The organism is Rhizobium moroccans (assembly GCF_057559155.1).
The window spans coordinates 80,248-101,002 of sequence record NZ_JBHFJG010000048.1 but is presented as its reverse complement, the minus strand read 5'-3'; the positions used below and the strand labels follow the sequence as shown (position 1 = coordinate 101,002).

The following is a 20,755-nucleotide window of genomic DNA, read 5'->3' as shown; positions in this document are numbered from 1 at the left end:
CGACGGGCGCCCTCGGGCGCCCGTTCTGCCTTCCGGATGCGATCACGTAACGTTCATTGCCAATACGGCGCGGGCGGCAGTTCGACCTTTGCAGGCACTCGGTAACTCCCGTTCTTCTTCGGCTCGGGAACCTGCCGCCGGAATTGTTTTATCGCGGCTCTTTTTACGAGGTCGTCGGCCGTCTTGTCGCCCGTCGATCTCACCACGACGACCCGGCTCAATTTTCCCTGAGCGTCCGTATGGAGCGCCACCATAGCGTCCTTTTTTGTATTGCAGCCGGCCAAGACAAACACCGCCAAGGCAAATGCGGCCAGATTTTTCATAAAGTTTCCCCCTGCGCCCAATTTCGAAAAGCCATAGCGAAGAGCCGCAGCGCGGAGAAGATGCGCCGATGCAACTTCTGATTTTTCTTCGGCCTGCCGCTGCCAAGTCGGAAATCAGCGATCGCTGATCTTCAACTCAGGTCTTTTCCTTCCTAGACTGGGGAGAATCGAAAAACAGGAAAGACGCCATGAACACCCGACTTGAAACCCTCATCGACCAGGGCACCGGCCGCGAACCGGCGGATATCGTCCTGAAGGGTGGCAAGTTCTTCGATCTCGTCACCGGCGAACTGGTCGCCTCCGACATTGCCATCTCCGGCGACCGCATCGTCGGCACCTGCGGCAGCTATTCCGGCAAGACCGAAATCGACATTTCCGGCAGGATCGTCGTGCCTGGCTTCATCGACACGCATCTGCATATCGAAAGCTCGCTGGTCACCCCGCATGAATTCGACCGCTGCGTGCTCCCCTATGGCGTGACGACTGCGATCTGCGATCCGCATGAGATTGCCAATGTCATCGGTACCGAGGGCATCGAATTTTTCCTCGATTCCGCGCTCGAAACTATCATGGACATCCGCGTTCAACTTTCCTCCTGCGTGCCGGCCACGCATCTGGAGACGGCGGGCGCCGATCTGCCCATCGAAAAGCTCCTGCCCTACCGCGATCATCCGAAGGTCATCGGCCTTGCCGAGTTCATGAATTTCCCCGGCGTCATCCATAAGGACCCGGTCTGCCTCGCCAAGCTCGAAGCCTTCTACGGCGACCATATCGACGGTCACGCCCCACTCCTCTCCGGCAAGGACCTCAACGGCTATCTCGCCGCCGGCATCCGCACCGAGCACGAATGCACGACGGCTGAAGAGGCGCTCGAAAAGATCCGCAAGGGCATGCACATCCTCGTCCGCGAGGGCTCCGTCTCCAAGGACCTTCACGCGCTGATGCCAATCATCACGGAGCGGCTGTCGCCCTTCATCGCGCTCTGCACCGACGACCGCAATCCGCTCGACATCGCCGAGCAGGGTCACCTCGATTACATGATCCGCACGGCGATCGCGGACGGCGTCGAACCGCTCGCGGTCTATCGCGCCGCCTCGATTTCGGCTGCCCGCGCCTTCGGTCTGCGCGACCGCGGCCTCGTCGCGCCGGGCTGGCGTGCCGATCTTGTCGTCATCGACAGCCTTGAAAACTGCAAGGCGGAGATCGTCTTCTCCGCCGGCCGCAAGGTGACGGACGAACTCTTCGCGACGCGTGGGGCCGTCAGCCCCGTCGGCCTCGACAGCGTCAAGGCGCGGCCGGTCCAGGCCATGCATTTCGGCGTGCCGGCGACCGAGGGCGAAACGCCGGTGATCGGCGTGATGCCCGGAAAGATCATCACCGAGCATCGCCGCTACCGGCTACCCTCCTCCGGCAACCAGACCGTGGTCGATCTTTCCCGTGACATCATCAAGGTCGCCGTCATCGAGCGCCACGGAAAGAACGGCAATCACGCCAATGGTTTCGTGCAGGGCTTCGGGCTGAAGAAGGGCGCGATCGCCTCCACCGTCGGACATGACAGCCACAATATCTGCGTCGTCGGCGTCAACGAGGACGACATGGCGCTCGCCGCCAATCGGCTTTCCGAAATCCATGGCGGCTTCGTGGTGGTGGAGGACGGCAGGGTGACCGGCGAGATCGCCCTACCCGTCGCCGGCCTCATGAGCCTCGAACCCTACGAGACCGTGCGCGACACGCTGCATCACTTGAGAAAAGCCGCCTATGCCCTTGGAACGACTCTGGAAGAGCCCTTCCTGCAGGTCGCCTTCCTGCCGCTCCCCGTTATCCCGCACCTGAAGATTTCAGACCGGGGCATGGTGGATGTGGATCGGTTCGAGCTGATTTGAGTTTCACCGCAAGCCTGGAGGGGGGCAAGATTCGAAATGCCTGTGTCTTCCGCTCGGGGAATCTAAATTTCTTTTTCTATTCCAACGAAGGCGATCCCCGAGAGCCTATTCACATCCATGTTCGCGGCAGCGGAGCCAATGCAAAAATCTGGTTGGAGCCGACCATCGGAGTGGCCGATAGCCAAGGCTTCAATAGCAAGGAGCTCTCTGCTATCATCCGGTTAGTGATCGACAATCGCGTACTTATTCGGCAGGCATGGCATGAACATTTCGGCGACTGACGTGAAATTCGACGAAGATACGATGTGGGTGTCGCTCACCGACGGCCGCACCCTCGGGGTGCCTCTCGCTTGGTTCCCCCGCCTGCTTCTCGCCAAGCCCAGCGACCGCGAAAAATTCGAACTCAGCCCCGGCGGCATTCACTGGGATGAGCTTGATGAAGACATTTCCATAGCCGGCCTTCTGAAAGGCCGCGGCGACAGGACCGTAAAGCGGCCCGCAGCATAAACCGCTCAGCGTTCTCATCCGACATTCTTGCCCTCTCGGGTCTTGAAGATGACGGCCGGGTGGGGCAATACCCCCGCATCCTATCGAAACCCGCACCTAAGACGTGAAGGCCGACGAGATGCTGCAAACGCCCTATTACCTGATCGATAAGACGAAGCTCCTCCGCAACATGGAGAAGATCGCCTATGTCCGCGAGAAATCGGGCGCCAAGGCGCTGCTGGCCCTGAAATGTTTCGCCACCTGGTCGGTCTTCGATTTCATGCGAGACTTCATGGACGGCACCACCTCGTCCTCGCTGAATGAAGTGCGCCTCGGCCATGAGCGCTTCGGCAAGGAGACGCATGCCTATAGCGTCGCCTATGCGGATTACGAGATCGACGAGGTCATCAGCCACGCCGACAAGATCATCTTCAATTCGATCGCCCAGCTCGAGCGCTTTGCGGTCAAGGCCTCCGGCATCGTTCGCGGACTGCGCCTCAACCCGCAGGTGAGCTCATCGAGCTTCGACCTTGCCGATCCCGCCCGGCCCTTCTCCCGGCTCGGCGAATGGGATGTCGCCAAGGTCGAGAAGGTCATGGACAAGATCAGCGGCTTCATGATCCACAACAACTGCGAGAACAGCGATTTCGCCCTGTTCGACCGCATGCTCGGCCAGATCGAGGAGAAGTTCGGGCCGCTTCTCAAGAAAGCCGAATGGGTGAGCCTCGGCGGCGGTATCCATTTCACCGGCGAAGGCTATCCGATCGATGCCTTCTGCGACCGGCTGAAAGCCTTTTCGGAAAAATACGGCGTGCAGGTCTATCTCGAGCCCGGCGAGGCCTCGATCACCAAGTCGACCACGCTGGAAGTCACCGTGCTCGACAAGCTCTATAACGGCAAGGACCTTGTCGTGGTGGATTCGTCCATCGAAGCGCACATGCTGGATCTTCTGATCTATCGTGAGAACGCAAAGGTCTCCCCCAACCAGGGACCACATCGTTACATGGTCTGCGGCAAGTCCTGTCTTGCCGGGGACATCTTCGGGGAGTTCGACTTCCCCGAAGAACTGAAGGTCGGCGACCGCATCTCGATCCAGGATGCCGCCGGTTACACGATGGTCAAGAAAAACTGGTTTAACGGCGTGAAAATGCCGGCAATCGCCATCCGGGAACTGGATGGCAGCCTCAGAACGGTCCGTGAATTCGATTACGCGGACTACGAACAAAGCCTCTCGTGAAGAGGCTTCTGACGATTGGACATAAGGAGTTGGTCCCCATCATGAAGAAGAACGTGCTCATCATCGGCGCCGGCGGCGTCGCCCAGGTGGTTGCGCATAAATGCGCCCAGAACAACGATGTCCTCGGCGACATCCATATCGCCTCGCGCACCAGGACGAAATGCGATGCCATCGTCGCCTCCGTGCACGAGAAGAAGGCGATGAAACAACCGGGCGTGCTGGAAGCCCATGCGCTCGACGCGCTCAACATCGAGGCCACCAAAGCGCTCATCAAGTCGACCAGGTCCGAGATCGTCATCAATGTCGGCACCGCCTTCTTGAACATGTCGGTCTTGCGCGCCTGCATGGACACCGGCGTCGCCTATATCGACACGGCGATCCACGAAGAACCGAACAAGATCTGCGAGACCCCGCCGTGGTACGGTAACTACGAGTGGAAGCGCGCCGCCGAATGCGAGGAAAAGAGCATCACCGCCATCCTCGGCGCCGGCTTCGATCCGGGCGTCGTCAACGCCTATGCGCGTCTGGCCAAGGACGACTATCTCGACAAGGTGACCGACGTCGATATCGTCGATATCAACGCCGGCAGCCACGGCAAGTATTTCGCCACCAACTTCGATCCGGAAATCAACTTCCGCGAGTTCACCGGTGTCGTCTATTCCTGGCAGAAGGGCCAGTGGCAGGTGAACAAGATGTTCGAGATCGGCAAGGATTACGATCTGCCGGTCGTCGGCACCCGCCGCGCCTATCTCTGCGGCCACGACGAAGTGCATTCGCTCGCCAAGAACATGGATGGCGCCGACGTGCGCTTCTGGATGGGCTTCGGCGATCACTACATCAACGTCTTCACAGTCTTGAAGAACATCGGCCTCCTCTCCGAGCAGCCGGTCAGGCTGGCGGATGGCTCGGAAGTCGTGCCGCTCAAGGTCGTCAAGGCCTGCCTGCCCGATCCCGCATCGCTCGCGCCCGAATACGAGGGCAAGACCTGCATCGGTGATTTCGTGAAGGGCATCAAGGACGGCAAGGAGCGCGAAGTCTTCATCTATAACGTCGCGGACCACAAGGAAGCCTATAACGAAGTGGGCTCCCAGGGCATCTCCTACACCGCCGGCGTTCCGCCGGTTGCCGCCGCCATGCTGGTCGCGACCGGTGAGTGGGACGTGAAGAAGATGGCGAATGTCGAGGAACTGCCCCCCAAGCCCTTCCTCAACATCCTCAACCGCATCGGCCTGCAGACCTATATCCGCGACGAACAGGGCGAGCGGGAGCTGAACTTCTCGTAGGCCCTTACTGCCTGGAACAAGCGAAGCCCGCGAGCATCCTCGCGGGCTTTTTCGTTTCAGCCCCTTCCCCGCGGAAGCGCCAGGCGCAGCACCTCGAAGATGCGCGGATCGAGCGTCTGCGAAACGTTGAAGCGCATGAAGTTTCCGGCCGATTGCGACAGGCTGAAAGCGTTTCCGGGCGCCAGCACGATGTTCCTTTCCAGTGCGGCACGCGCCACATCCGCCGCGTCGGCATCGTCCGGCAGCCGGCACCAGAGGAACATGCCTGCCTGAGGCTCCAGCCAGGGAACTATCCCCAGGCTCCTCAATCTTGCCGAAACCTCGAACATCGCCTGGGAAAGGCGGCTCCGAAGAGCCTCCACGTGTTTGCGATAGCTGCCGTCGCTCAAGACGTTCAGCACCAGCTCCGCATTCAGCCTTCCCCCGCCGAAGGTCGTCGCGATCTTGAGGTCTGTCAGGCCTTCGATCCATTCCGGCCTGGCTGCCACGAACCCGCATCGCGCCGAAGCGGAAAGGGTCTTGGAAAAGCTGCCGATATGGATGACGCACTCCAAGCCGTCGAAGGCCGCCAGCCGCGGCGCGGCCGTGTGCTCGAAATCGGCGAAGATGTCGTCCTCGATGATGGTGAGGCCGAACTGGTCGGCAAGCTTGAGAACCCGGTGCGCCGTCACCGGGGAAAGCACCGCCCCCGTCGGGTTGTGAATGGCGGAATTCGTGATGTAGAGGCGGGGCCGGTGTTCGCTCACCGTCCGGCTGAAAGCCTCGATATTCGGCCCCGAGGGCGTGTAGGGAACGCCGACGATCTTGGCCCGGTGGGCCCTGAGCAGGGCATGGAAATTGAAATAGCACGGGTCGTCCACCAGCACCGTATCGCCGGGTTCGAGGAAGAACCGGCAGAGAAGGTCGATCGCCTGGGTTCCGGATTCGGTCAGCATGATCTGATCCGGAGACGCCTCTATCCCCCGCTCCGCCATGCGCCGGGCAATGAGCTGGCGAAGCGGCGGCAATCCGAGCGGCGTGCCGTAATCGGCCAGCACCGGACTTTTCGCGCGCGAAAGGGTTCTGAGCCCCCGGCGAATGCTCTCCTCCGGAAACCACGAGGACGGCAGCCACCCGCAGCCCGGTTTGAGACCGCCGTCACCCGCCTCCAGCGACTGCCGGGATACCCAGAAAGGATCGACGGCGCGGTCGAGCTTCGGCCCCGCCTCGGCAAGCGAAAACGGCGCCGCCTGGTTGGCCACGTAGAAGCCGGAGCCGGGCCTGGAAACGATCGCCCCTTCGGCCACCAGGCGCTCATAGGCCTCCACCACGGTCGAGGTCGAGACCTTCAGCGTGACGGCCAGCTGCCGAAGCGACGGCAGCTTGGCGCCGGGCGTCAGATTGCGCCCCGAAATCCGCTGCCCGATCGTCGCCATGACCATTGCGACCCGCGTGCCTTCGCTCATCTGTATTGCCACCTTCACCATAACAGTTCGCCGAAACCGTATCAGACTGTGGCTGGCGAAACCATCCGTCCCTGCCGATAAGGACGGCTGTAATGATGGAGTGCCCTATGGACCGTGCAGCAGCCGGATGGATCAATGGTTTTATCGGCGTGGTGATCTTCAGCGGATCGCTTCCCGCCACCCGCGTGGCGGTCATGCAGTTCGATCCGGTGTTCCTCACGGTCGCGCGGGCGGCGATCGCCGGGCTCCTGGCCCTTGCGCTGGTCCTGATCTTCAGGGAGAAACGCCCCGCCCCGCGCGATATCGCCTCACTGGTGGTGGTGGCATTGGGCGTCGTGGTCGGCTTTCCGCTGTTGACCGCACTGGCGCTGCAGCACGTGACCACCGCCCATTCCATCGTCTTCGTCGGCCTGTTACCCCTGGCCACGGCCATTTTCGGCGTCATTCGCGGCGGTGAGCGGCCTAAGCCGGCTTTCTGGCTGTTTTCCATATTGGGAAGCACACTGGTCGTCGGTTTCGCACTCGCGCAGGGCGTCACCGCCGCGCCGCTCGGCGATGCGCTGATGCTGGCGGCGATCATCGTCTGCGGCCTCGGCTATGCCGAAGGCGCGAAGCTCTCGCGCACACTCGGCGGCTGGCAGGTCATTTCCTGGGCTCTCGTGCTCTCTCTGCCGCTGATGGTCCTCATAACCATCTTCACCATGCCCGCGACCTTTGCCGGCATCCAGGCTCCCGCCCTGCTGGGCCTTGCCTATGTCTCGCTCTTCAGCATGCTGATCGGCTTCGTGTTCTGGTATCGCGGGCTGGCCCAGGGCGGCATCGCCACCGTCGGCCAATTGCAGCTATTGCAGCCGTTCTTCGGGCTGGCGCTCGCGGCAACCTTGCTGAACGAGACCGTCACTCCGCTGATGTTCGCCGTCACCGTGGCGGTCATTCTCTGCGTGGCGGGTGCCCGCAAATACGGGAGATAGTCCAGATCAGGATTTATCCGCCATGTCGGCGTGGCGGTGAACGAGCTGCCACTGGCCATCGGCGCGGCGGAAGATCTCGGTCACGCGCAGCCGCATCGGCACCGGTTCGGGCTGTCCCTTCAGCCGCGCCGTGGCGTTCTGATAGCCCACCCAGTAGCCGATCTTGCCGTCATGGCCCATGTGGATGATCTCCAGGTCGCTTTCGCTGCCCGTGCTGAAGCTTGCCGCATCCTCGACATAGCGCGCCAGCACCTGCTCGGCGCCCTCGACCACGGCGCCGCGCGGATGGAAGAAGCTCGCCTGGAAATCCCTGGCGGCGATCTCTTCCAGCGGCCCGGCATCGCCGTTGACATAGGCGCGCGCCGCTTCCTTGCGTTTCTGAATGAAGACGTGGAAATCGTCGGTCATCGTGGCCCTCCCGTTCGCCGATCCTCACCGCTTCGACGGGAACGCCGCCTGGCGGCGCTCCCGTGCCCCGTGGAACGGATAGGTAGGGCGATCGTTCCGCCGCCGCTACTCCGTCTGCCCGGCAAGCTGCTCCAGTATGGCGTGCGCGGCCTTGATGCGCGCCGGTATCGGAAGGTTCCGGTTCGCCAGCATGACGATGCCGATCTTCTCTTCCGGCACGAAGGCGACGTAAGCGCCGAAGCCGCCCGTCGAACCGGTCTTGTTGTAGAGTGTTGCGGGCACCGGCTGCTGCGGGGGCGTCAATGCCTTTGCCGCATGGGCGTCCATGGCCATGGTCTGGGCATTGCCGGCAAGCAGGCGCTCCAATGTCACCGGGTAGGGATATTGCTCCCAGCCGAGCCCCTGCACCATCTCACCGACCCGGAAATAGCCGACATGCGTTCCTTCCACGGCTTGGGCGACGGCACCGTCGAGCTTGCCCGGCTCGATATTCGCCTCCACGAAGCGTACCATGTCGGAGGTCGAGGATTTCACGCCGTAGGCCTCCGCCGCGAACATGCCGGGATTGACCCGCACCGGCTTGCCGGCCTTGTTGTGACCCCAGGCATAATCCTTCATCGCCGCGCTCGGCACCGTGATATAGCTGTGGCTGAGCCCAAGCTTGGGGAAGAGTTCCCCTTCCATCGCCTCCCGGAAATCCCGCCCCATGGCAATCCCGGTAATATGCCCGAAAAATCCGATGCTCGGGTTGGAATAGCGGCGCTGCTCGCCCGGCGCAGCGGCCGGCTTCCACCGCTTGAAATAGGCGCGCATCTGCTTGTCGGTCCCCACCTCGTCGGGAAACTGCAGCGGCAGCCCGCCGGCCGTATAGGTGGCGAGGTGAAGCAGCGTCGCCTTGTCGATCGCGCTTCCTTCGAGCTCCGGAATGTATTTGCCCGCATGATCCTCCAGCGACAGCTTTCCGGTCACATGCGCATAGGCGCCGAGCGTCGCGGTAAAGGTCTTGCTGACAGAGCCGAGTTCGAAGAGCGTATCTTCCGTGACCGGCATGTTCCCTTCCTTCGAAGCGAGGCCGTAATTCCTGAAATAGCGCCTGCCATCGATGGTGACGGCGACCGCCATGCCGGGAACGCCGTGCTCCTTCATCGCCGGCTCGATGGCCTTGTCCACGATGGCGGCAATCCGGTCCGCCTCGCTCGCTGCAAGAGCATGACCGGAACTGCCGAACGCCGCGACGGTGAAGGACAGCAGGGCCGCCGTCACAGCCCCAGATTCGACTTTTATCTCTCTTTTCATCCTGTCTTCTTCCTTGTCTGTTCGCGGTGTCGCCGAGGTGAGAGCCCCGCCCCATGCGCCTTCGTCTACGTTGCCATTTCCACGCTCACAAACGACGATATCTCGAAGGAGCCATTAGAAAAATTTGGAACACCATATCCCAACCTCCTCTTTGACTTGGAACAGTTTCTGGCGTTGGATAATGGCCGATCACACGGCGCGGAGCACCAATTCATGGCGAAGTCGTTCCATTCCCTCCTGTTGGCAATGGTCTTGGGGCTGCCGGCCGGCAGCCTGCATGCCGCCGAAAACCGATGCGGCTGGTACCAGATGCCGACGCCCGGCAATCTCTGGCTGACCGACAAGGACGCCACCTGGACCATCACCTCGCAGGCCGAAGCTGCCGGCCCGGATGCGGTCGGTGCGGAAAAGACGCCGGATTTCGACAGCAAGCAATTCGTCGAAACCAACGTGCCCGGCACCGGCTATGGCTACGGCTGCGCCTGCCTGGTCGTGGATACGAATGCCAAACAGGAGCGGATCACCAGGGTCTATTCGGGAAAGATAAAACCGCTTTCGGCCTGCAGGAACGACAAGACCTTGCCCAAGCCGTAGTGACCCCAGGGCCATGCTTGGAATCGACTGGCTGAAAACCGATTATCGCACGCTTTTCCGATTGACGGGTGACGGGCGCATCGAGCGCGAGAACGATCCGGACAATTCGCCCGGTCCTCGGCTCTGGCTCTCCGGATGCGAGGAAGGAAATGTCTTCGGCCTGCACGCCGATCTGCCCGACGATATCGTCACCGAACTGGAAAGCCTGGCGGCCGACGAGCCCCCATTTCTCCATCCGGCAAACCCGAAGCATCTCGAACGCTATCTGTCCCTATTGGGGAGCCACACTCCGGTCGCCCACAATTTCGGCCTCATCTACGAACTGCCGAATGGACTGTCCTACGCGACGGGCGCTCGGCTGATCGGCAGCGATTCCGAGGAGGGCCGCGAACTTGCTCGATCCCTGTCTCAGACCGGGATGCCCGAGAGCCTGCGTGAGCTTGGCTTCCACGGCGTGGATGATTTCTGGCAACCCTGGTGCGTCGCCATCGCCGGCGGTGAAATCGCATCCATCGCGTTCGCCGCCCGGCTGTCGGATGTCGGGGCGGAACTCGGTCTGGTAACGGCCAAGGCCTTCAGGGGGCAAGGCCACGCCGCGGCGGCGACCGCCGGCTGGTCACGCCTGCCTTCGCTTCGATCCCGCACTCTTTTCTACAGCACGGACCGCGGCAACATCTCCTCGCAGCGCGTCGCCGCCCGCCTCGGACTTCGGCTTCGTGGCGCAAGCCTGCGGATAACCGCTCAGTAATCGGCGCTTCGCACCTGCCGGATGACGGCTGCGATCGCCAGGTCGCGGCGCTCCTCGTCAGTGCCGCCGCCGTCGCCCGCGTTCCAGGCCGCCGAGAGGCAGCCATAGGCATAGGCCTGATCGAGCAGGCGGCGCGGGTCCAGAGACAATGCGCGCGAAAAGGCATCCGCCATTTGCGCCACCCTTTGAGGGTCGAGGCAAAGGTCATCCCGGCTCGCCGGATCATAGAACATGTTCGCGACGCCGAAGCCGACCTCCCCCACGAGCCCGACGGGATCGATCACCACCCAGCCGCGCTCGGAGAGCAGGATGTTCTCGTGGTGCAGGTCGCCGTGCAGCCCCGTGATGTCGCGCGCATCGGAAAAGAGCCGGTCGGCGATCGCGGCCGCCTGCACATAGTCGGTCTTCAGACCCGCCGCCTGATCCTGCCGCGCCCGCTCGAACAGTGCCTCGAAGCGATCCCTGACGGGAAGCAAGGCGGACGGCAGGGGCTCACCCGACGGCGCGTGGAGCTCGACAGCAAGCTCAGCCGCTATCTCCGTCGCCTGGTTGTCCCCTTCGTCCGCGACCACATGGGAAAGCATGCGCTCGCCGGCATATTCGAGAAGCATGCTGTTCTTCTCCCGGCCGAGCAGCCGAGCGGCTCCCTTGCCGTTGCGCCACGCGAGGTAATCGGCGCCGCGCAGCTCGTCGGCAATGTCCTCGATGGGTTTCAGATCCTTGATGATCGCCGGCGAGCCGTCCGCCAGTCGGACTTTCCAGATGCGGCTCGAAAAAGTGTCGGCGATCAGGGAGGGATCGGTGATGTTCCAATGGGACGGGAAAACAGGCGTCATGATCTGCTCGGAATACGCTTTATCTTGGATGGCAACCGCTCACAGCTAGTGAGCGCCTGGGCGCTCCGCAATGGCGGCTCGTCGCTCCTCACACCCTTGCGCAGAACACGTCGAGCGCATCGAGCTTCACCACGCCCTTTTCGAGCACCGACGGGAAATCCGGCATCGACACCGGCAGGCAATCCGCCACCCGTTCCGGCAGGCGGAATTCCTGCGGCTCGCGGGTCAGATTGAAGACGAAGAGCAGCTTCTCGCCGCCCTTTTCGCGTACGAAGGCGAGCAGGTCCTGGCCATGGGTGTCGAGGAAGGTCATGTCGCCGTCGATCAGCGGCGGATGCCCCTTCCGGAAAGCGAGCGCCCGTCGATAATGGTGGAGAACGGATTCGTCTCTCTCCTCCTGGGTGTCCACGGCGCGGGCCGCATGGTCCTGCGGCACCGGAAGCCAGGTCTTCGAGCCCGCCGTGAAGCCGGCATGCGGCTCGCCGCTTTCCCAGGGCATCGGCGTGCGGCATCCGTCGCGCCCCTTGAAGGCCGGCCAGAAGCGGATGCCGTAGGGGTCGCGCAGGTCCTCGAAGGCGAGTTCCGCCTCGGCCAGCCCCAGTTCTTCGCCCTGGTAGAGGCAGATCGAGCCGCGCAGCACCGTCAGCAGCGTGATGGAGAGCTTGGCGACGCGGTCGCGCTCCTCCGCCGACTTGGCAAAGCGGGTCACGTGGCGCACCACGTCATGGTTGGAAAAGGCCCAGCACACCCAGCCATTGGTGACGATATCGTGCACCGTCGACATCACCCGCCGGATATAGGCCGCCGAAAAGGCCGGGCCCAAGAGGTCGAAGGTGTAACACATGTGCAGCTTGTCGTTGCCGCTGGTATAGATGGCGAGCGTCGTCAGCGAACGCGGTCCGTCGCCCACCTCGCCCACCGTCGCGCGCCCGCCATAGCTGTCGAGCAGCGCCCGCAGCCGCTTCAGGAACTCGATGTTCTCCGGCTGACTCTTGTCGTAGAGGTGGTTCTGCATCGAATAGGGATTGGTGTCGGATTCCAGCCCCGCCGTCGCCGCGTCGTAGACCATCGGCGGATTGTTCCTAAGCTGCTTGTCGTGGAAATAGTAGTTCACGGTGTCGAGCCGGAACCCGTCCACCCCCCGGTCCAGCCAGAACCTCACCGTGTCCAGCAGCGCGTCCTGTACCTCCGGATTGTGGAAGTTGAGATCGGGCTGCGAGATCAGGAAATTGTGCATGTAATATTGCCGGCGCACGCCGTCCCATTCCCAGCCCGGCCCGCCGAAGATCGAAAGCCAGTTGTTCGGCACCGTCCCATCCGGCTTCGGATCGGCCCAGACATACCAGTCCGCCTTCGGATTGGTGCGGCTCGAGCGGCTTTCGATGAACCAGGGATGGCGGTCGGAAGTGTGGGAGATCACCTGGTCGATGATGACCTTGAGACCGTGCCGGTGGGCCTCCTCCATCATCTCGTCGAAATCGGCGAGCGTCCCGAACATCGGATCGACATTGCAATAGTCGGAAACATCGTAGCCCATGTCGGCCATGGGCGAGGTGAAGAAGGGCGAAAGCCAGATCGCGTCGACGCCGAGCGAGGCGATATGGGGAAGCCTGGCGGTAATGCCCTTGATGTCGCCAATCCCGTCGCCGGTCGTATCCTGGAAGGAACGTGGATAGACCTGATAGATGACCGCGCCGCGCCACCAATCCGCATCGACCTGCCTGCCTGCTTCCGTCGCCATTCTCGATGTCTCCTTTCCTGCTCCGCCTGTTCCAACCTAGAGTTCTGGGCGCGAAAGACAATTCAAAAGCAACTCGCCCTTCCTCCCTTGCCTTGGCACAAAGTTCGGCCTATTGCGGCTGGAAGGCGTGAGTGGAGGAACGGAATTGGGCGGGCGTTTTCTATCGATCGGCGAATGCATGGTGGAGCTGTCTCAGGCGGGCGAAGGCCTGCTGCGCAAGGGCTTTGCCGGCGATACCTTCAACACCGCGTGGTATGCCCGCGCCTGCCTGCCCGCCGAATGGTCGGTCGATTATTTCACCGTGCTCGGCGATGATCCCCTCTCCTCCGAAATGCTCACCTTCATGAAGGCGGGCGGCATCGGCACGGAAGCGATCCGCAGGATCGAGGGCAGGACGCCGGGCCTCTATCTCATCACGCTCAGGAACGGCGAGCGCACCTTCAGCTACTGGCGCGATACGGCGGCGGCGAAGAAACTCGCCGATGATGCTGATCATCTGCGCCGCTCGCTGGAGGCGGCTGATATTCTCTATTTCTCGGGCATCACGCTCGGCATCCTGGCGCCGGAAGCGGTCGAAACCCTGCTGGCGGAGCTGCGCCGCGCCCGCGCCGCGGGAAAACGTGTCGTCTTCGATCCGAACATCCGCCCGCGCCTCTGGCCGGGCAAGGATTACATGCTGAGGACGATCGAGGCCGGCGCCCGCGCCGCCAATCTCGTCCTGCCGAGCTTCGATGACGAGACCGCCCATTTCGGCGATGCCACGATTGCCGAAACGATCGCCCGCTATCACGCGCTGGGCGTCGAGAACGTGGTGGTGAAGAACGGCGCCGAGGGCGCGACGCTGAGCTTCGGCGGCGGCACGAGCCATGTGCCGGCGGTCGGCGTCCAGAATGTCGTGGATACCACCAGCGCCGGCGACAGCTTCAACGGCGGCTTCCTGTCGCGGCTGGTGCGCGGCGCTTCCCCGGAAGACGCCGCGGCTTACGGAGCGGCGGTGGCGGCCGTCGTCGTCGGCCACCACGGCGCGCTCATCAACCCGGCATTGCTGCCAAGCTGATCCATGCCGCCTGCGGCTACTCGCTGGCCCCGGCTGCGCTCATATCCATCCACGCCGCCTCGAAGACATGGCCATCCGGGTCCTCGAAACTGCGCAGATACATGAAGCCCATGTCCTGCGGCTCGCGGATATCGCCCTTGCCTCCGGCAGCCGCCGCGGCTTCGATGATGGCATCCACCTCCTCGCGGCTGTCGCGCGACAGTGCGATCAGCATGCCCACCGTCTCGCGTGAGTTTGCAAGCGGCTTGGTCGTAAAGGTCTTGAAATAATCGACCGCCAGCAGCTGGAACGTGATCGTCTCGGACCACACCATCGATGCGGAATTCTCGTCGCTGAACTCCTCGTTCTTTCGGCAACCGATCGCCTCGTAGAAGCGGGTGGAAGCGGCGATGTCCTTCACCGGCAGGTTCAGAAAGATCATTTTCGGCATTTCGATTCTCCTCTCAATAACTTGCGCTAGTTAGTTTTCGTATCACACGAGTTCCTGCACGATCCTGTCGCAGGGGTGGATGCAGACGAGTTCGAGCCGGTCCGCCCCGACGTTCTCGAAGCGATGGGGGATATTGGCCGCCGCGACGACGATATCGCCCGGATAGCCCCGCATCCTGTCATCGCCGATGGTGAACTCGGCTTCGCCTTTCCTGACGACCCAGGTCTCCGAATAGGGATGCACATGTAGCGCCGCCCCCCGGCCGGGTTCCGCATCCACCAGGAAAAACGACACCTGAGCGCCGAAATCATGTCCTTCGAAACGAACCGTGCGGCTCTGGCCGGGCTGCGGTTCCTTGTGTCGTAGCACCTTGAACATCGGCTTGCCTCCCTCTCTCGAACGGTGATTTATCTTCACGAGAAGATATATGCCATCGAACTATCTTCACGTCAAGATATTTATCTTCCTATCAAGATATATTGGCCCCGAATGAATCAGCGTGTATGTTTCACCCCAATGAATATCTGTGAGGCAGGCATGATGGAGCGAAAAGAGGATCGGGCGGGGCTGGACCATGTCGACCGTCGGCGCCGGCAATGGGCGCGGGAACTGCCCGATCTCGACACCGAGCCGATGGCAATCCTGGGACGCGCGTTCCGGCTGGGAAACATGGTGCGGCCAAGCATCGAGGCGACATTCGCCGGTTTCGACCTCGACCGGGGAGAATTCGATGTGATCGCGACGCTCCGCCGCTCCGGCCCGCCCTATCGGCTGACCCCGACGGAGATATATTCCTCGCTGATGATCTCGTCCGGCGGCCTCACCCACAGGCTCGACCGGCTGGAAAAGGCCGGCCTGATCCGACGCGAGAAATCGCCGCGCGACGGCCGTAGCCTGCTGGTGGCGCTGACGGAAGCCGGCGCGGCCCGCGCCGAGGAGGCTTTCCGCGCGGACATGGCGAGCGAGGCCGGGTTCCTTCGGTCCCTGGACGCCAGGGAGCGAGAGCAGCTCGCGAGCCTGCTGCGAAAGCTCATCCTGGGCATAGAGAGCGATATGGCCGAAAAAGAAAAAGCAGAAGAAGACGGGCGGCCTACCCGGTCCGGAACGTAACCGGAAATCCCCTCATCACGGAATTCGCTACAGTGCAGACGCTCCGGGCCTGTTCGATCAGCGCTGCCGTATCGATGCCATCCGCAGCCTTGCAGTTCACCGCGAGATCGGCGCCCACCGCCACCAGCGGGAAGCCGTCGAGCTGCAGCGTCACCTCCACCGCGATCTCCTCGATCGCGATCCCCATTTCATGTCCGGCATATCTCAGATCGTTGCAGAAGCAGCCGCCGATAGCGAGCGCCAGCAATTGCGCTCCGTTGAAGCCGAGGCCCTGGCCGCCGGCCTTCCCCTCCGGCCTGTCGACGACCAGCGTGTGGCTTCCCGCCCAGCCCAGGGCCGCCTCGGTGCCGGCGACATTGCGAAGCTCGACCGTGGACGAGATCATCGCCACCTCCTCTCCTCATGGCGCTCGATGATCCCACCATTCGGCAAGGCGCGCAATCCGAGGGCATCGAGCGCTGACATCACGTTGTAACAATCTTCTCCGATAGAGGCGCCAGAACCGCCGGAACCGAGTGAGTCGTGGCCGGCAAATCACGGGCTGGCCGTTCCATGACGAAGATCACCATCGTGACGGATGCTTGGTATCCCCAGGTGAACGGCGTGGTGCGCTCGATCGAGAGCACCAATCGCGAGCTCGCCCGCATGGGCGTCGATGTCGCCATGGTGACGCCGCAGAAATTCGCGAGCATCCCCTGCCCGACCTATCCCGAAATCCGGCTTTCACTCGCGACCTTCCGTCAGGTGGCGAACGCGATCGAGGAATCCCGGCCCACCGCCGTGCATATCGCGACGGAAGGCCCGCTCGGCCTGCTCGCCCGCCGCTGGTGCCTGAAGAACCAGGTGCCCTTCTCCACCAGCTACCACACCCGCTTCCCCGAATACGTGGCAGCGCGCTTCCCGATCCCGCTCCGCTTCCTGCACGCCTTCGTCCGCTGGTTCCACAATGCCGGCAACGGCTGCATGGTGGCGACCGCGAGCCTTGAGCGCGAGCTTTCGAAATTGGGATTGAAGAACCTGCTGCGCTGGAGCCGCGGCATAGATCAGGCGCAGTTCCGCCCGATGGAGCGCGAGGAGCGGCCCTTCGGCCTGCCGCGTCCCGTCTTCATGACGGTCGGCCGCGTCGCGGTCGAGAAGAACCTGCCGGCATTTCTCGGTCTCGACCTCCCCGGCTCGAAAGTGGTGGTCGGCGACGGTCCTGCCCGCGCCGAGCTTCAAAACCGCTATCCGAACGTGCTCTTCACCGGCATGAAGACCGGCGAGGATCTCGCCCGCGCCTACGCCCAGGCCGACGTCTTCGTCTTCCCGTCGAAGACCGATACATTCGGCAACACCATCCTGGAAGCATTGGCGAGCGGCGTGCCCGTGGCAGCCTACCCCGTCACCGGGCCGATCGATATCATCGAGGACGATTCCGGCGCCGGCGCGCTCCACGACGACTTGGGCAAGGCCTGCCTCGCCGCGCTCGACTGTTCGCCGGAGGATGCCCGCAGGCTCGCCCACAAGTTCTCCTGGGAAGCAGCGTCACGGCAATTCCTCGCCAATATCATGATTGCGCGTGATCGCCGTCCCGCCCTGACGCCGCCGGCTCCGGGCGCGCGTCCCTCCGCGGCGTGAAGCCCCGGCCTGATCAAGGCTGAACGGGAAGAACCACCGAATAGATCAGTCGCTGCGGCTCAACCGCTCCGGCTGTCGCGCCAGGCGAAAAATGCAATGCCGCCAGCGGCAAGACAGACGGATGCCAGAAGACCGACAGTGATCATGAATATTCCTCCCAAGGATCAAGTCGTGGGACGCCCTCCTGCGACCCGCGAACTATTGTCGCACTCGATCATGAACGAGGGAGGAATGCAAGCCTTGGTGGCGAACAACTCACCTTCCGCAACAAGCAATCATCGATTGCAAAATATTTGTTGAACATCCTAGAGCTTTGGACGAGGATACGGGCGCGGAGGCTCCAAACCCGCTGCCTGCGCTTCACGGCGAGGGCGCTGCGAACCGAATGGGCAACTTTACCTCCGGCAACAATCAGGCGTCGATGCATCCAAGTTTAATCGAGCGATCTGGAGATGAATATCGTGGCTCAGGATTTGATTGGAAACGGTAATTTCGAAGATGGCAATTTTGGCTGGAATTTCACCAGCGGAGGATCGAGCGTCGTCGGTGAAGAGGAAGTTATAATCAGGAACAAGTACTGCAAGATATACCAGACTGAAGCCATATATCAGCCCGTCCCGCTCTCATCCGGTAAAACCTATACCCTCAGCTTCAACACGCGCAGCTCGCTTGGCGGAACGCTATCGGTGATGAAGCAGAACACCAATGATACCTATTGGAGCATCAAAATCTATCCGGCGCCGGGCACGGAATGGCAGAGCGAAACGCATCCGTTCAGGGTAGAGACCAACTGGGAAGGGCCGCTCGTCATTCATTTCAGGGCCGCGCCGGGCAGCCCTGACCGCTTCCTTGAAATCGACAACGTCTCTCTTTTGGAAGGCACCAATCCTCGTAGTATCGCGGCTGCTCCTCCCGCCACCACTACAACGACGACAATCACAACAACTGTTACGATCACGACGACTTAAATCGTCCGTCCCCTATCCCACTCGCCTTTGAGGGAGGAGGCAGCTACCGCCGCTTCTTCCGTCCCTCGAAGGGGTTCTCGCTTGCCTTGAAATGGATGCGGATCGGCACGCCCGGCATCTGGAAATCGGCGCGAAGGCCGTTCGTCAGGTAGCGCACATAGGATTCCGGCAGCGCCTCGGGGCGCGTGCAGGAGATCATGAAGGCCGGCGGCCGCGCCTTTACCTGGGTCATGTATTTCAGCCTCAGGCGGCGGCCGGAAACCGCCGGCGGCGGATGCTGCACCTGCACGCCCTCCAGCCAGCGGTTGAGCTTGGCGGTGGAGATGCGCTTGTTCCACACCCGGTCGGTCTCGATGATGTTCTGCATCAGCTTGTCGAGCCCGTAGCCGGTCTGGCCGGAGATCGGCACGGCGCGGATGCCGCGCGCCTGCGGCAACAGCCGCTCGGTCTTTTCGCGCAGGTCGGCGAGCACCGCCTGCGGGTCTTCCACCAGGTCCCACTTGTTGAAGGCGAGCACGGCGGCGCGGCCCTCGCGCAAGACCAGGTCGACGATCTGCAGATCCTGCTTCTCGAAGGGAATGGTCGCGTCGAAAATGATCACCACGGTTTCCGCAAAGCGGATGGCGCGCAGCGCATCGGCGACCGAAAGCTTTTCGAGCTTCTCGACCACGCGCGCCTTGCGGCGCATGCCGGCCGTGTCGAACATCTTGATCGTGCGGCCGCGCCAGTCCCATTCCACCGAAATGCTGTCGCGCGTGATCCCCGCCTCCGGCCCGGTCAGCAGCCGGTCCTCGCCGAGGAAGCGGTTGATGAGGGTCGATTTGCCGGCATTCGGACGCCCGACGATGGCGACGCGCAACGGCTTCGTCTCATCATAGGCGGGTTCGGCTTCTTCCTCTTCCTCGCCGCTGATGTCGGAGGCCGGAACGTCCACGTTCGTCTCGGCCTCTTCCTCGGGCTCGGGAAACGCCTTCTCCTCGCCGATCGCTGCGACGATCGCGTCGCGCAGGTCGATCATGCCTTCGCCATGCTCCGCCGAAATCGGCACCGGCTCGCCGAGGCCCAGCGTGAAAGCGTCGTAGAAGCCGGCGTCCGAGCCCCGCGCCTCGGACTTGTTGGCGACCAGCACCACCGGCTTGCCGCTGCGGCGCAAGAGTTCGCCGAATGTCTTGTCGAGCGGCGTCAGCCCCATCTTGGCGTCGACCACGAAAAGGGTGAGGTCGGCCTCGTCGATCGCGGCTTCCGTTTGAGCGCGCATGCGCCCTTCGAGCGTATCCGGCCCCGCCTCTTCGAGACCGGCCGTATCGACGATGCGGAAGCGCAGGTCGATGAGCTTGGCGTCGCCCGGCCGGCGGTCGCGGGTCACGCCCGGCGTGTCGTCCACCAGCGCCAGCTTCTTTCCGACCAGCCGGTTGAAGAGCGTGGACTTGCCGACATTCGGGCGTCCGACGATGGCGACGGTGAAGCTCATCCTGTTTTCCTTAAAGCCCTATCTGAAAGAGTTAGGGCGCCTTGCCGGAAGCGGCGATATTGTCGAGCATGATCTGCGCACGGCTCGCCACGTTGCGCGGTGCGGTAGCGTCGCTGCCGATCGCCTCGAACCACTGCTTGGCGCGGGCGAAATCGCCGGCCTTGAAGGCGGCAAGCCCGAGCGCCTCGCGGGCGGAGTTGCGCAGCGCGTTGGTCTCCCCGGTCAGCACCTCCACTTCGGCAGAAACCTGGTCATAGGTGCCGGTGTCGATCAGCAGCCAGCCGGCGCGCAGGCGAGCCAGATCGCGGATCGCGGCCGGCGCGCCGTTGTCCTTGCCGATTTCGGAGAAACTGGTGACGGCCGCCGCCGCATCGCCCTTGTCGGCCTGCACGGAAGCCGCGCGCAGCTTCGCTAGCACCGGATAGGAGCCCGTGCCGTCCTTGGCGATAGCATCGAGGGCGGAAAGCGCCTCGTCGTTCTTGCCTTCCGAGGCAAGCCTGAGAGCGGCGATGAATCGGTCGCCGGATTGCGAGGAATTGTGCGTTTCCCAGTATTCGTAGCCGCGCATGCCCGCGGTTCCGAGGACGATGAGCGCCGCGACGCCGATCACGATCGTCCCGTAGCGCTTCCAGGCGTTCCTCACCTGGTCGGAACGAAGTTCCTCGTTCACCTCGCGGATAAAGCTGTCGTTGTCGTGCGCCATTCCTGTCTCCGGCCCGTCGGCCTATAGAACCCACCCGTCACTGGGAAAAGCGCCTTCTAGCCTATTTTCCCGCACATGTAAGTCCCCCCTCTCCATCCGCTTCTGACATTTTGTTCAACGGCGGGTAGCAGAAAATACTGCTCCTGCG

The 20,755-nt window shown here is 62.6% G+C and carries 23 protein-coding genes; 12 read left to right on the top strand and 11 right to left on the bottom strand.

The genetic code is table 11. From position 1 onward, the window contains the following. Nucleotides 1-53: 53 nt before the first annotated feature. Entirely contained in the window at nucleotides 54-323 is a 270-nt protein-coding gene (locus ACE04I_RS23215) for a TonB C-terminal domain-containing protein (protein WP_046794379.1), read from the bottom strand. A gap of 188 nt (nucleotides 324-511) precedes the next feature. Between ACE04I_RS23215 and ade the strand changes: the two genes are divergently transcribed. The 5 genes from ade (at nucleotide 512) to ACE04I_RS23190 (ending at nucleotide 5,212) form a co-directional block, all read left to right on the top strand. After that, on the top strand, nucleotides 512-2,206 hold the full coding sequence (gene ade, locus ACE04I_RS23210; protein WP_046794380.1) for an adenine deaminase: 1,695 nt from the start codon (nucleotides 512-514) through the stop codon (nucleotides 2,204-2,206). Next, entirely contained in the window at nucleotides 2,203-2,487 is a 285-nt protein-coding gene (locus tag ACE04I_RS23205; RefSeq protein WP_245282087.1) for a DUF4160 domain-containing protein, read from the top strand. The genes ade and ACE04I_RS23205 overlap by 4 nt, the downstream gene beginning before the upstream one ends. Then, on the top strand, nucleotides 2,468-2,713 hold the full coding sequence (locus tag ACE04I_RS23200) for a DUF2442 domain-containing protein (protein WP_046794381.1): 246 nt from the start codon (nucleotides 2,468-2,470) through the stop codon (nucleotides 2,711-2,713). Before ACE04I_RS23205 ends, ACE04I_RS23200 begins: the two co-directional genes overlap by 20 nt. Nucleotides 2,714-2,831: 118 nt before the next feature. Further along, entirely contained in the window at nucleotides 2,832-3,929 is a 1,098-nt protein-coding gene (gene nspC, locus ACE04I_RS23195) for a carboxynorspermidine decarboxylase (RefSeq protein ID WP_046795048.1), read from the top strand. Nucleotides 3,930-3,970: 41 nt separating this feature from the next. Continuing rightward, entirely contained in the window at nucleotides 3,971-5,212 is a 1,242-nt protein-coding gene (locus tag ACE04I_RS23190; RefSeq protein ID WP_046794382.1) for a saccharopine dehydrogenase family protein, read from the top strand. A 56-nt stretch (nucleotides 5,213-5,268) separates the two neighbouring features. On the opposite strand, the gene ACE04I_RS23185 is transcribed toward ACE04I_RS23190, so the two are convergent. Then, nucleotides 5,269-6,678 (bottom strand): aminotransferase-like domain-containing protein, encoded by a 1,410-nt coding sequence (locus ACE04I_RS23185; RefSeq protein ID WP_487207639.1) that lies wholly within the window; start codon nucleotides 6,676-6,678, stop codon nucleotides 5,269-5,271. A gap of 86 nt (nucleotides 6,679-6,764) precedes the next feature. Between ACE04I_RS23185 and ACE04I_RS23180 the strand changes: the two genes are divergently transcribed. Next, on the top strand, nucleotides 6,765-7,628 hold the full coding sequence (locus ACE04I_RS23180) for a DMT family transporter (RefSeq protein ID WP_046794384.1): 864 nt from the start codon (nucleotides 6,765-6,767) through the stop codon (nucleotides 7,626-7,628). 6 nt (nucleotides 7,629-7,634) lie between these two features. Here ACE04I_RS23180 and ACE04I_RS23175 read toward each other — a convergent pair whose 3' ends face one another. After that, nucleotides 7,635-8,036: a YybH family protein gene (locus tag ACE04I_RS23175; protein ID WP_046794385.1), complete on the bottom strand. Its 402-nt coding sequence runs from the start codon at nucleotides 8,034-8,036 to the stop codon at nucleotides 7,635-7,637. A 105-nt stretch (nucleotides 8,037-8,141) separates the two neighbouring features. Beyond that, nucleotides 8,142-9,332 (bottom strand): class C beta-lactamase, encoded by a 1,191-nt coding sequence (gene ampC, locus ACE04I_RS23170; protein ID WP_487207638.1) that lies wholly within the window; start codon nucleotides 9,330-9,332, stop codon nucleotides 8,142-8,144. A 213-nt stretch (nucleotides 9,333-9,545) separates the two neighbouring features. Between ampC and ACE04I_RS23165 the strand changes: the two genes are divergently transcribed. Both ACE04I_RS23165 and ACE04I_RS23160 read left to right on the top strand, forming a co-directional pair. Beyond that, entirely contained in the window at nucleotides 9,546-9,926 is a 381-nt protein-coding gene (locus ACE04I_RS23165) for a DUF4087 domain-containing protein (RefSeq protein ID WP_046794386.1), read from the top strand. 13 nt (nucleotides 9,927-9,939) lie between these two features. Next, entirely contained in the window at nucleotides 9,940-10,674 is a 735-nt protein-coding gene (locus ACE04I_RS23160) for a GNAT family N-acetyltransferase (protein ID WP_046794387.1), read from the top strand. Here the strand turns inward: ACE04I_RS23160 and ACE04I_RS23155 are convergent. Together ACE04I_RS23155 and bglA are read right to left on the bottom strand one after the other, a co-directional pair. Next, the gene (locus tag ACE04I_RS23155) at nucleotides 10,668-11,510 is read right to left on the bottom strand and encodes an APH(6)-I family aminoglycoside O-phosphotransferase (RefSeq protein WP_046794388.1); all 843 of its coding nucleotides are present in this window, start codon (nucleotides 11,508-11,510) and stop codon (nucleotides 10,668-10,670) included. The genes ACE04I_RS23160 and ACE04I_RS23155 overlap by 7 nt on opposite strands. Nucleotides 11,511-11,598: 88 nt before the next feature. Continuing rightward, a complete protein-coding gene (gene bglA, locus ACE04I_RS23150; RefSeq protein ID WP_137326825.1) occupies nucleotides 11,599-13,251 on the bottom strand; it encodes a beta-galactosidase BglA in 1,653 nt (550 codons plus the stop codon). Nucleotides 13,252-13,396: 145 nt separating this feature from the next. Between bglA and ACE04I_RS23145 the strand changes: the two genes are divergently transcribed. Then, on the top strand, nucleotides 13,397-14,308 hold the full coding sequence (locus ACE04I_RS23145; protein ID WP_046794390.1) for a sugar kinase: 912 nt from the start codon (nucleotides 13,397-13,399) through the stop codon (nucleotides 14,306-14,308). A gap of 16 nt (nucleotides 14,309-14,324) precedes the next feature. Here ACE04I_RS23145 and ACE04I_RS23140 read toward each other — a convergent pair whose 3' ends face one another. Together ACE04I_RS23140 and ACE04I_RS23135 are read right to left on the bottom strand one after the other, a co-directional pair. Further along, on the bottom strand, nucleotides 14,325-14,738 hold the full coding sequence (locus ACE04I_RS23140; RefSeq protein ID WP_046794391.1) for a VOC family protein: 414 nt from the start codon (nucleotides 14,736-14,738) through the stop codon (nucleotides 14,325-14,327). Nucleotides 14,739-14,780: 42 nt separating this feature from the next. Next, nucleotides 14,781-15,116 (bottom strand): cupin domain-containing protein, encoded by a 336-nt coding sequence (locus tag ACE04I_RS23135; RefSeq protein WP_046794392.1) that lies wholly within the window; start codon nucleotides 15,114-15,116, stop codon nucleotides 14,781-14,783. A 159-nt stretch (nucleotides 15,117-15,275) separates the two neighbouring features. Between ACE04I_RS23135 and ACE04I_RS23130 the strand changes: the two genes are divergently transcribed. Further along, complete coding sequence (locus tag ACE04I_RS23130) at nucleotides 15,276-15,848, top strand: MarR family winged helix-turn-helix transcriptional regulator (RefSeq protein ID WP_487207637.1); 573 nt, start codon at nucleotides 15,276-15,278, stop codon at nucleotides 15,846-15,848. Here the strand turns inward: ACE04I_RS23130 and ACE04I_RS23125 are convergent. Beyond that, complete coding sequence (locus tag ACE04I_RS23125; RefSeq protein ID WP_046794394.1) at nucleotides 15,829-16,233, bottom strand: OsmC family protein; 405 nt, start codon at nucleotides 16,231-16,233, stop codon at nucleotides 15,829-15,831. The genes ACE04I_RS23130 and ACE04I_RS23125 overlap by 20 nt on opposite strands. A gap of 167 nt (nucleotides 16,234-16,400) precedes the next feature. On the opposite strand from ACE04I_RS23125, the gene ACE04I_RS23120 reads away from it, so the two are divergent. Both ACE04I_RS23120 and ACE04I_RS23115 read left to right on the top strand, forming a co-directional pair. Continuing rightward, nucleotides 16,401-17,465 (top strand): glycosyltransferase family 4 protein, encoded by a 1,065-nt coding sequence (locus ACE04I_RS23120; RefSeq protein ID WP_046794395.1) that lies wholly within the window; start codon nucleotides 16,401-16,403, stop codon nucleotides 17,463-17,465. Nucleotides 17,466-17,917: 452 nt separating this feature from the next. Next, nucleotides 17,918-18,433, top strand: a complete 516-nt coding sequence (locus tag ACE04I_RS23115) for a carbohydrate binding domain-containing protein (RefSeq protein ID WP_046794396.1) — start codon at nucleotides 17,918-17,920, stop codon at nucleotides 18,431-18,433. A gap of 43 nt (nucleotides 18,434-18,476) precedes the next feature. On the opposite strand, the gene der is transcribed toward ACE04I_RS23115, so the two are convergent. After that, nucleotides 18,477-19,904, bottom strand: a complete 1,428-nt coding sequence (der, locus tag ACE04I_RS23110; RefSeq protein ID WP_046794397.1) for a ribosome biogenesis GTPase Der — start codon at nucleotides 19,902-19,904, stop codon at nucleotides 18,477-18,479. A gap of 31 nt (nucleotides 19,905-19,935) precedes the next feature. Beyond that, a complete protein-coding gene (locus tag ACE04I_RS23105) occupies nucleotides 19,936-20,607 on the bottom strand; it encodes a tetratricopeptide repeat protein (RefSeq protein WP_046794398.1) in 672 nt (223 codons plus the stop codon). Nucleotides 20,608-20,755 lie beyond the last annotated feature (148 nt).

What these genes read in the sequence shown, in the direction of transcription:
- ACE04I_RS23215 (WP_046794379.1), bottom strand. Translation starts at nt 323, where the DNA reads ATGAAAAATCTGGCCGCATTTGCCTTGGCGGTGTTTGTCTTGGCCGGC.
- ade (WP_046794380.1), top strand. Translation starts at nt 512, where the DNA reads ATGAACACCCGACTTGAAACCCTCATCGACCAGGGCACCGGCCGCGAA.
- ACE04I_RS23200 (WP_046794381.1), top strand. Translation starts at nt 2,468, where the DNA reads ATGAACATTTCGGCGACTGACGTGAAATTCGACGAAGATACGATGTGG.
- nspC (WP_046795048.1), top strand. Translation starts at nt 2,832, where the DNA reads ATGCTGCAAACGCCCTATTACCTGATCGATAAGACGAAGCTCCTCCGC.
- ACE04I_RS23190 (WP_046794382.1), top strand. Translation starts at nt 3,971, where the DNA reads ATGAAGAAGAACGTGCTCATCATCGGCGCCGGCGGCGTCGCCCAGGTG.
- ACE04I_RS23185 (WP_487207639.1), bottom strand. Translation starts at nt 6,678, where the DNA reads ATGGTGAAGGTGGCAATACAGATGAGCGAAGGCACGCGGGTCGCAATG.
- ACE04I_RS23180 (WP_046794384.1), top strand. Translation starts at nt 6,765, where the DNA reads ATGGACCGTGCAGCAGCCGGATGGATCAATGGTTTTATCGGCGTGGTG.
- ACE04I_RS23175 (WP_046794385.1), bottom strand. Translation starts at nt 8,036, where the DNA reads ATGACCGACGATTTCCACGTCTTCATTCAGAAACGCAAGGAAGCGGCG.
- ampC (WP_487207638.1), bottom strand. Translation starts at nt 9,332, where the DNA reads ATGAAAAGAGAGATAAAAGTCGAATCTGGGGCTGTGACGGCGGCCCTG.
- ACE04I_RS23165 (WP_046794386.1), top strand. Translation starts at nt 9,546, where the DNA reads ATGGCGAAGTCGTTCCATTCCCTCCTGTTGGCAATGGTCTTGGGGCTG.
- ACE04I_RS23160 (WP_046794387.1), top strand. Translation starts at nt 9,940, where the DNA reads ATGCTTGGAATCGACTGGCTGAAAACCGATTATCGCACGCTTTTCCGA.
- ACE04I_RS23155 (WP_046794388.1), bottom strand. Translation starts at nt 11,510, where the DNA reads ATGACGCCTGTTTTCCCGTCCCATTGGAACATCACCGATCCCTCCCTG.
- bglA (WP_137326825.1), bottom strand. Translation starts at nt 13,251, where the DNA reads ATGGCGACGGAAGCAGGCAGGCAGGTCGATGCGGATTGGTGGCGCGGC.
- ACE04I_RS23140 (WP_046794391.1), bottom strand. Translation starts at nt 14,738, where the DNA reads ATGCCGAAAATGATCTTTCTGAACCTGCCGGTGAAGGACATCGCCGCT.
- ACE04I_RS23135 (WP_046794392.1), bottom strand. Translation starts at nt 15,116, where the DNA reads ATGTTCAAGGTGCTACGACACAAGGAACCGCAGCCCGGCCAGAGCCGC.
- ACE04I_RS23130 (WP_487207637.1), top strand. Translation starts at nt 15,276, where the DNA reads ATGATGGAGCGAAAAGAGGATCGGGCGGGGCTGGACCATGTCGACCGT.
- ACE04I_RS23125 (WP_046794394.1), bottom strand. Translation starts at nt 16,233, where the DNA reads ATGATCTCGTCCACGGTCGAGCTTCGCAATGTCGCCGGCACCGAGGCG.
- ACE04I_RS23120 (WP_046794395.1), top strand. Translation starts at nt 16,401, where the DNA reads ATGACGAAGATCACCATCGTGACGGATGCTTGGTATCCCCAGGTGAAC.
- ACE04I_RS23115 (WP_046794396.1), top strand. Translation starts at nt 17,918, where the DNA reads ATGAATATCGTGGCTCAGGATTTGATTGGAAACGGTAATTTCGAAGAT.
- der (WP_046794397.1), bottom strand. Translation starts at nt 19,904, where the DNA reads ATGAGCTTCACCGTCGCCATCGTCGGACGCCCGAATGTCGGCAAGTCC.
- ACE04I_RS23105 (WP_046794398.1), bottom strand. Translation starts at nt 20,607, where the DNA reads ATGGCGCACGACAACGACAGCTTTATCCGCGAGGTGAACGAGGAACTT.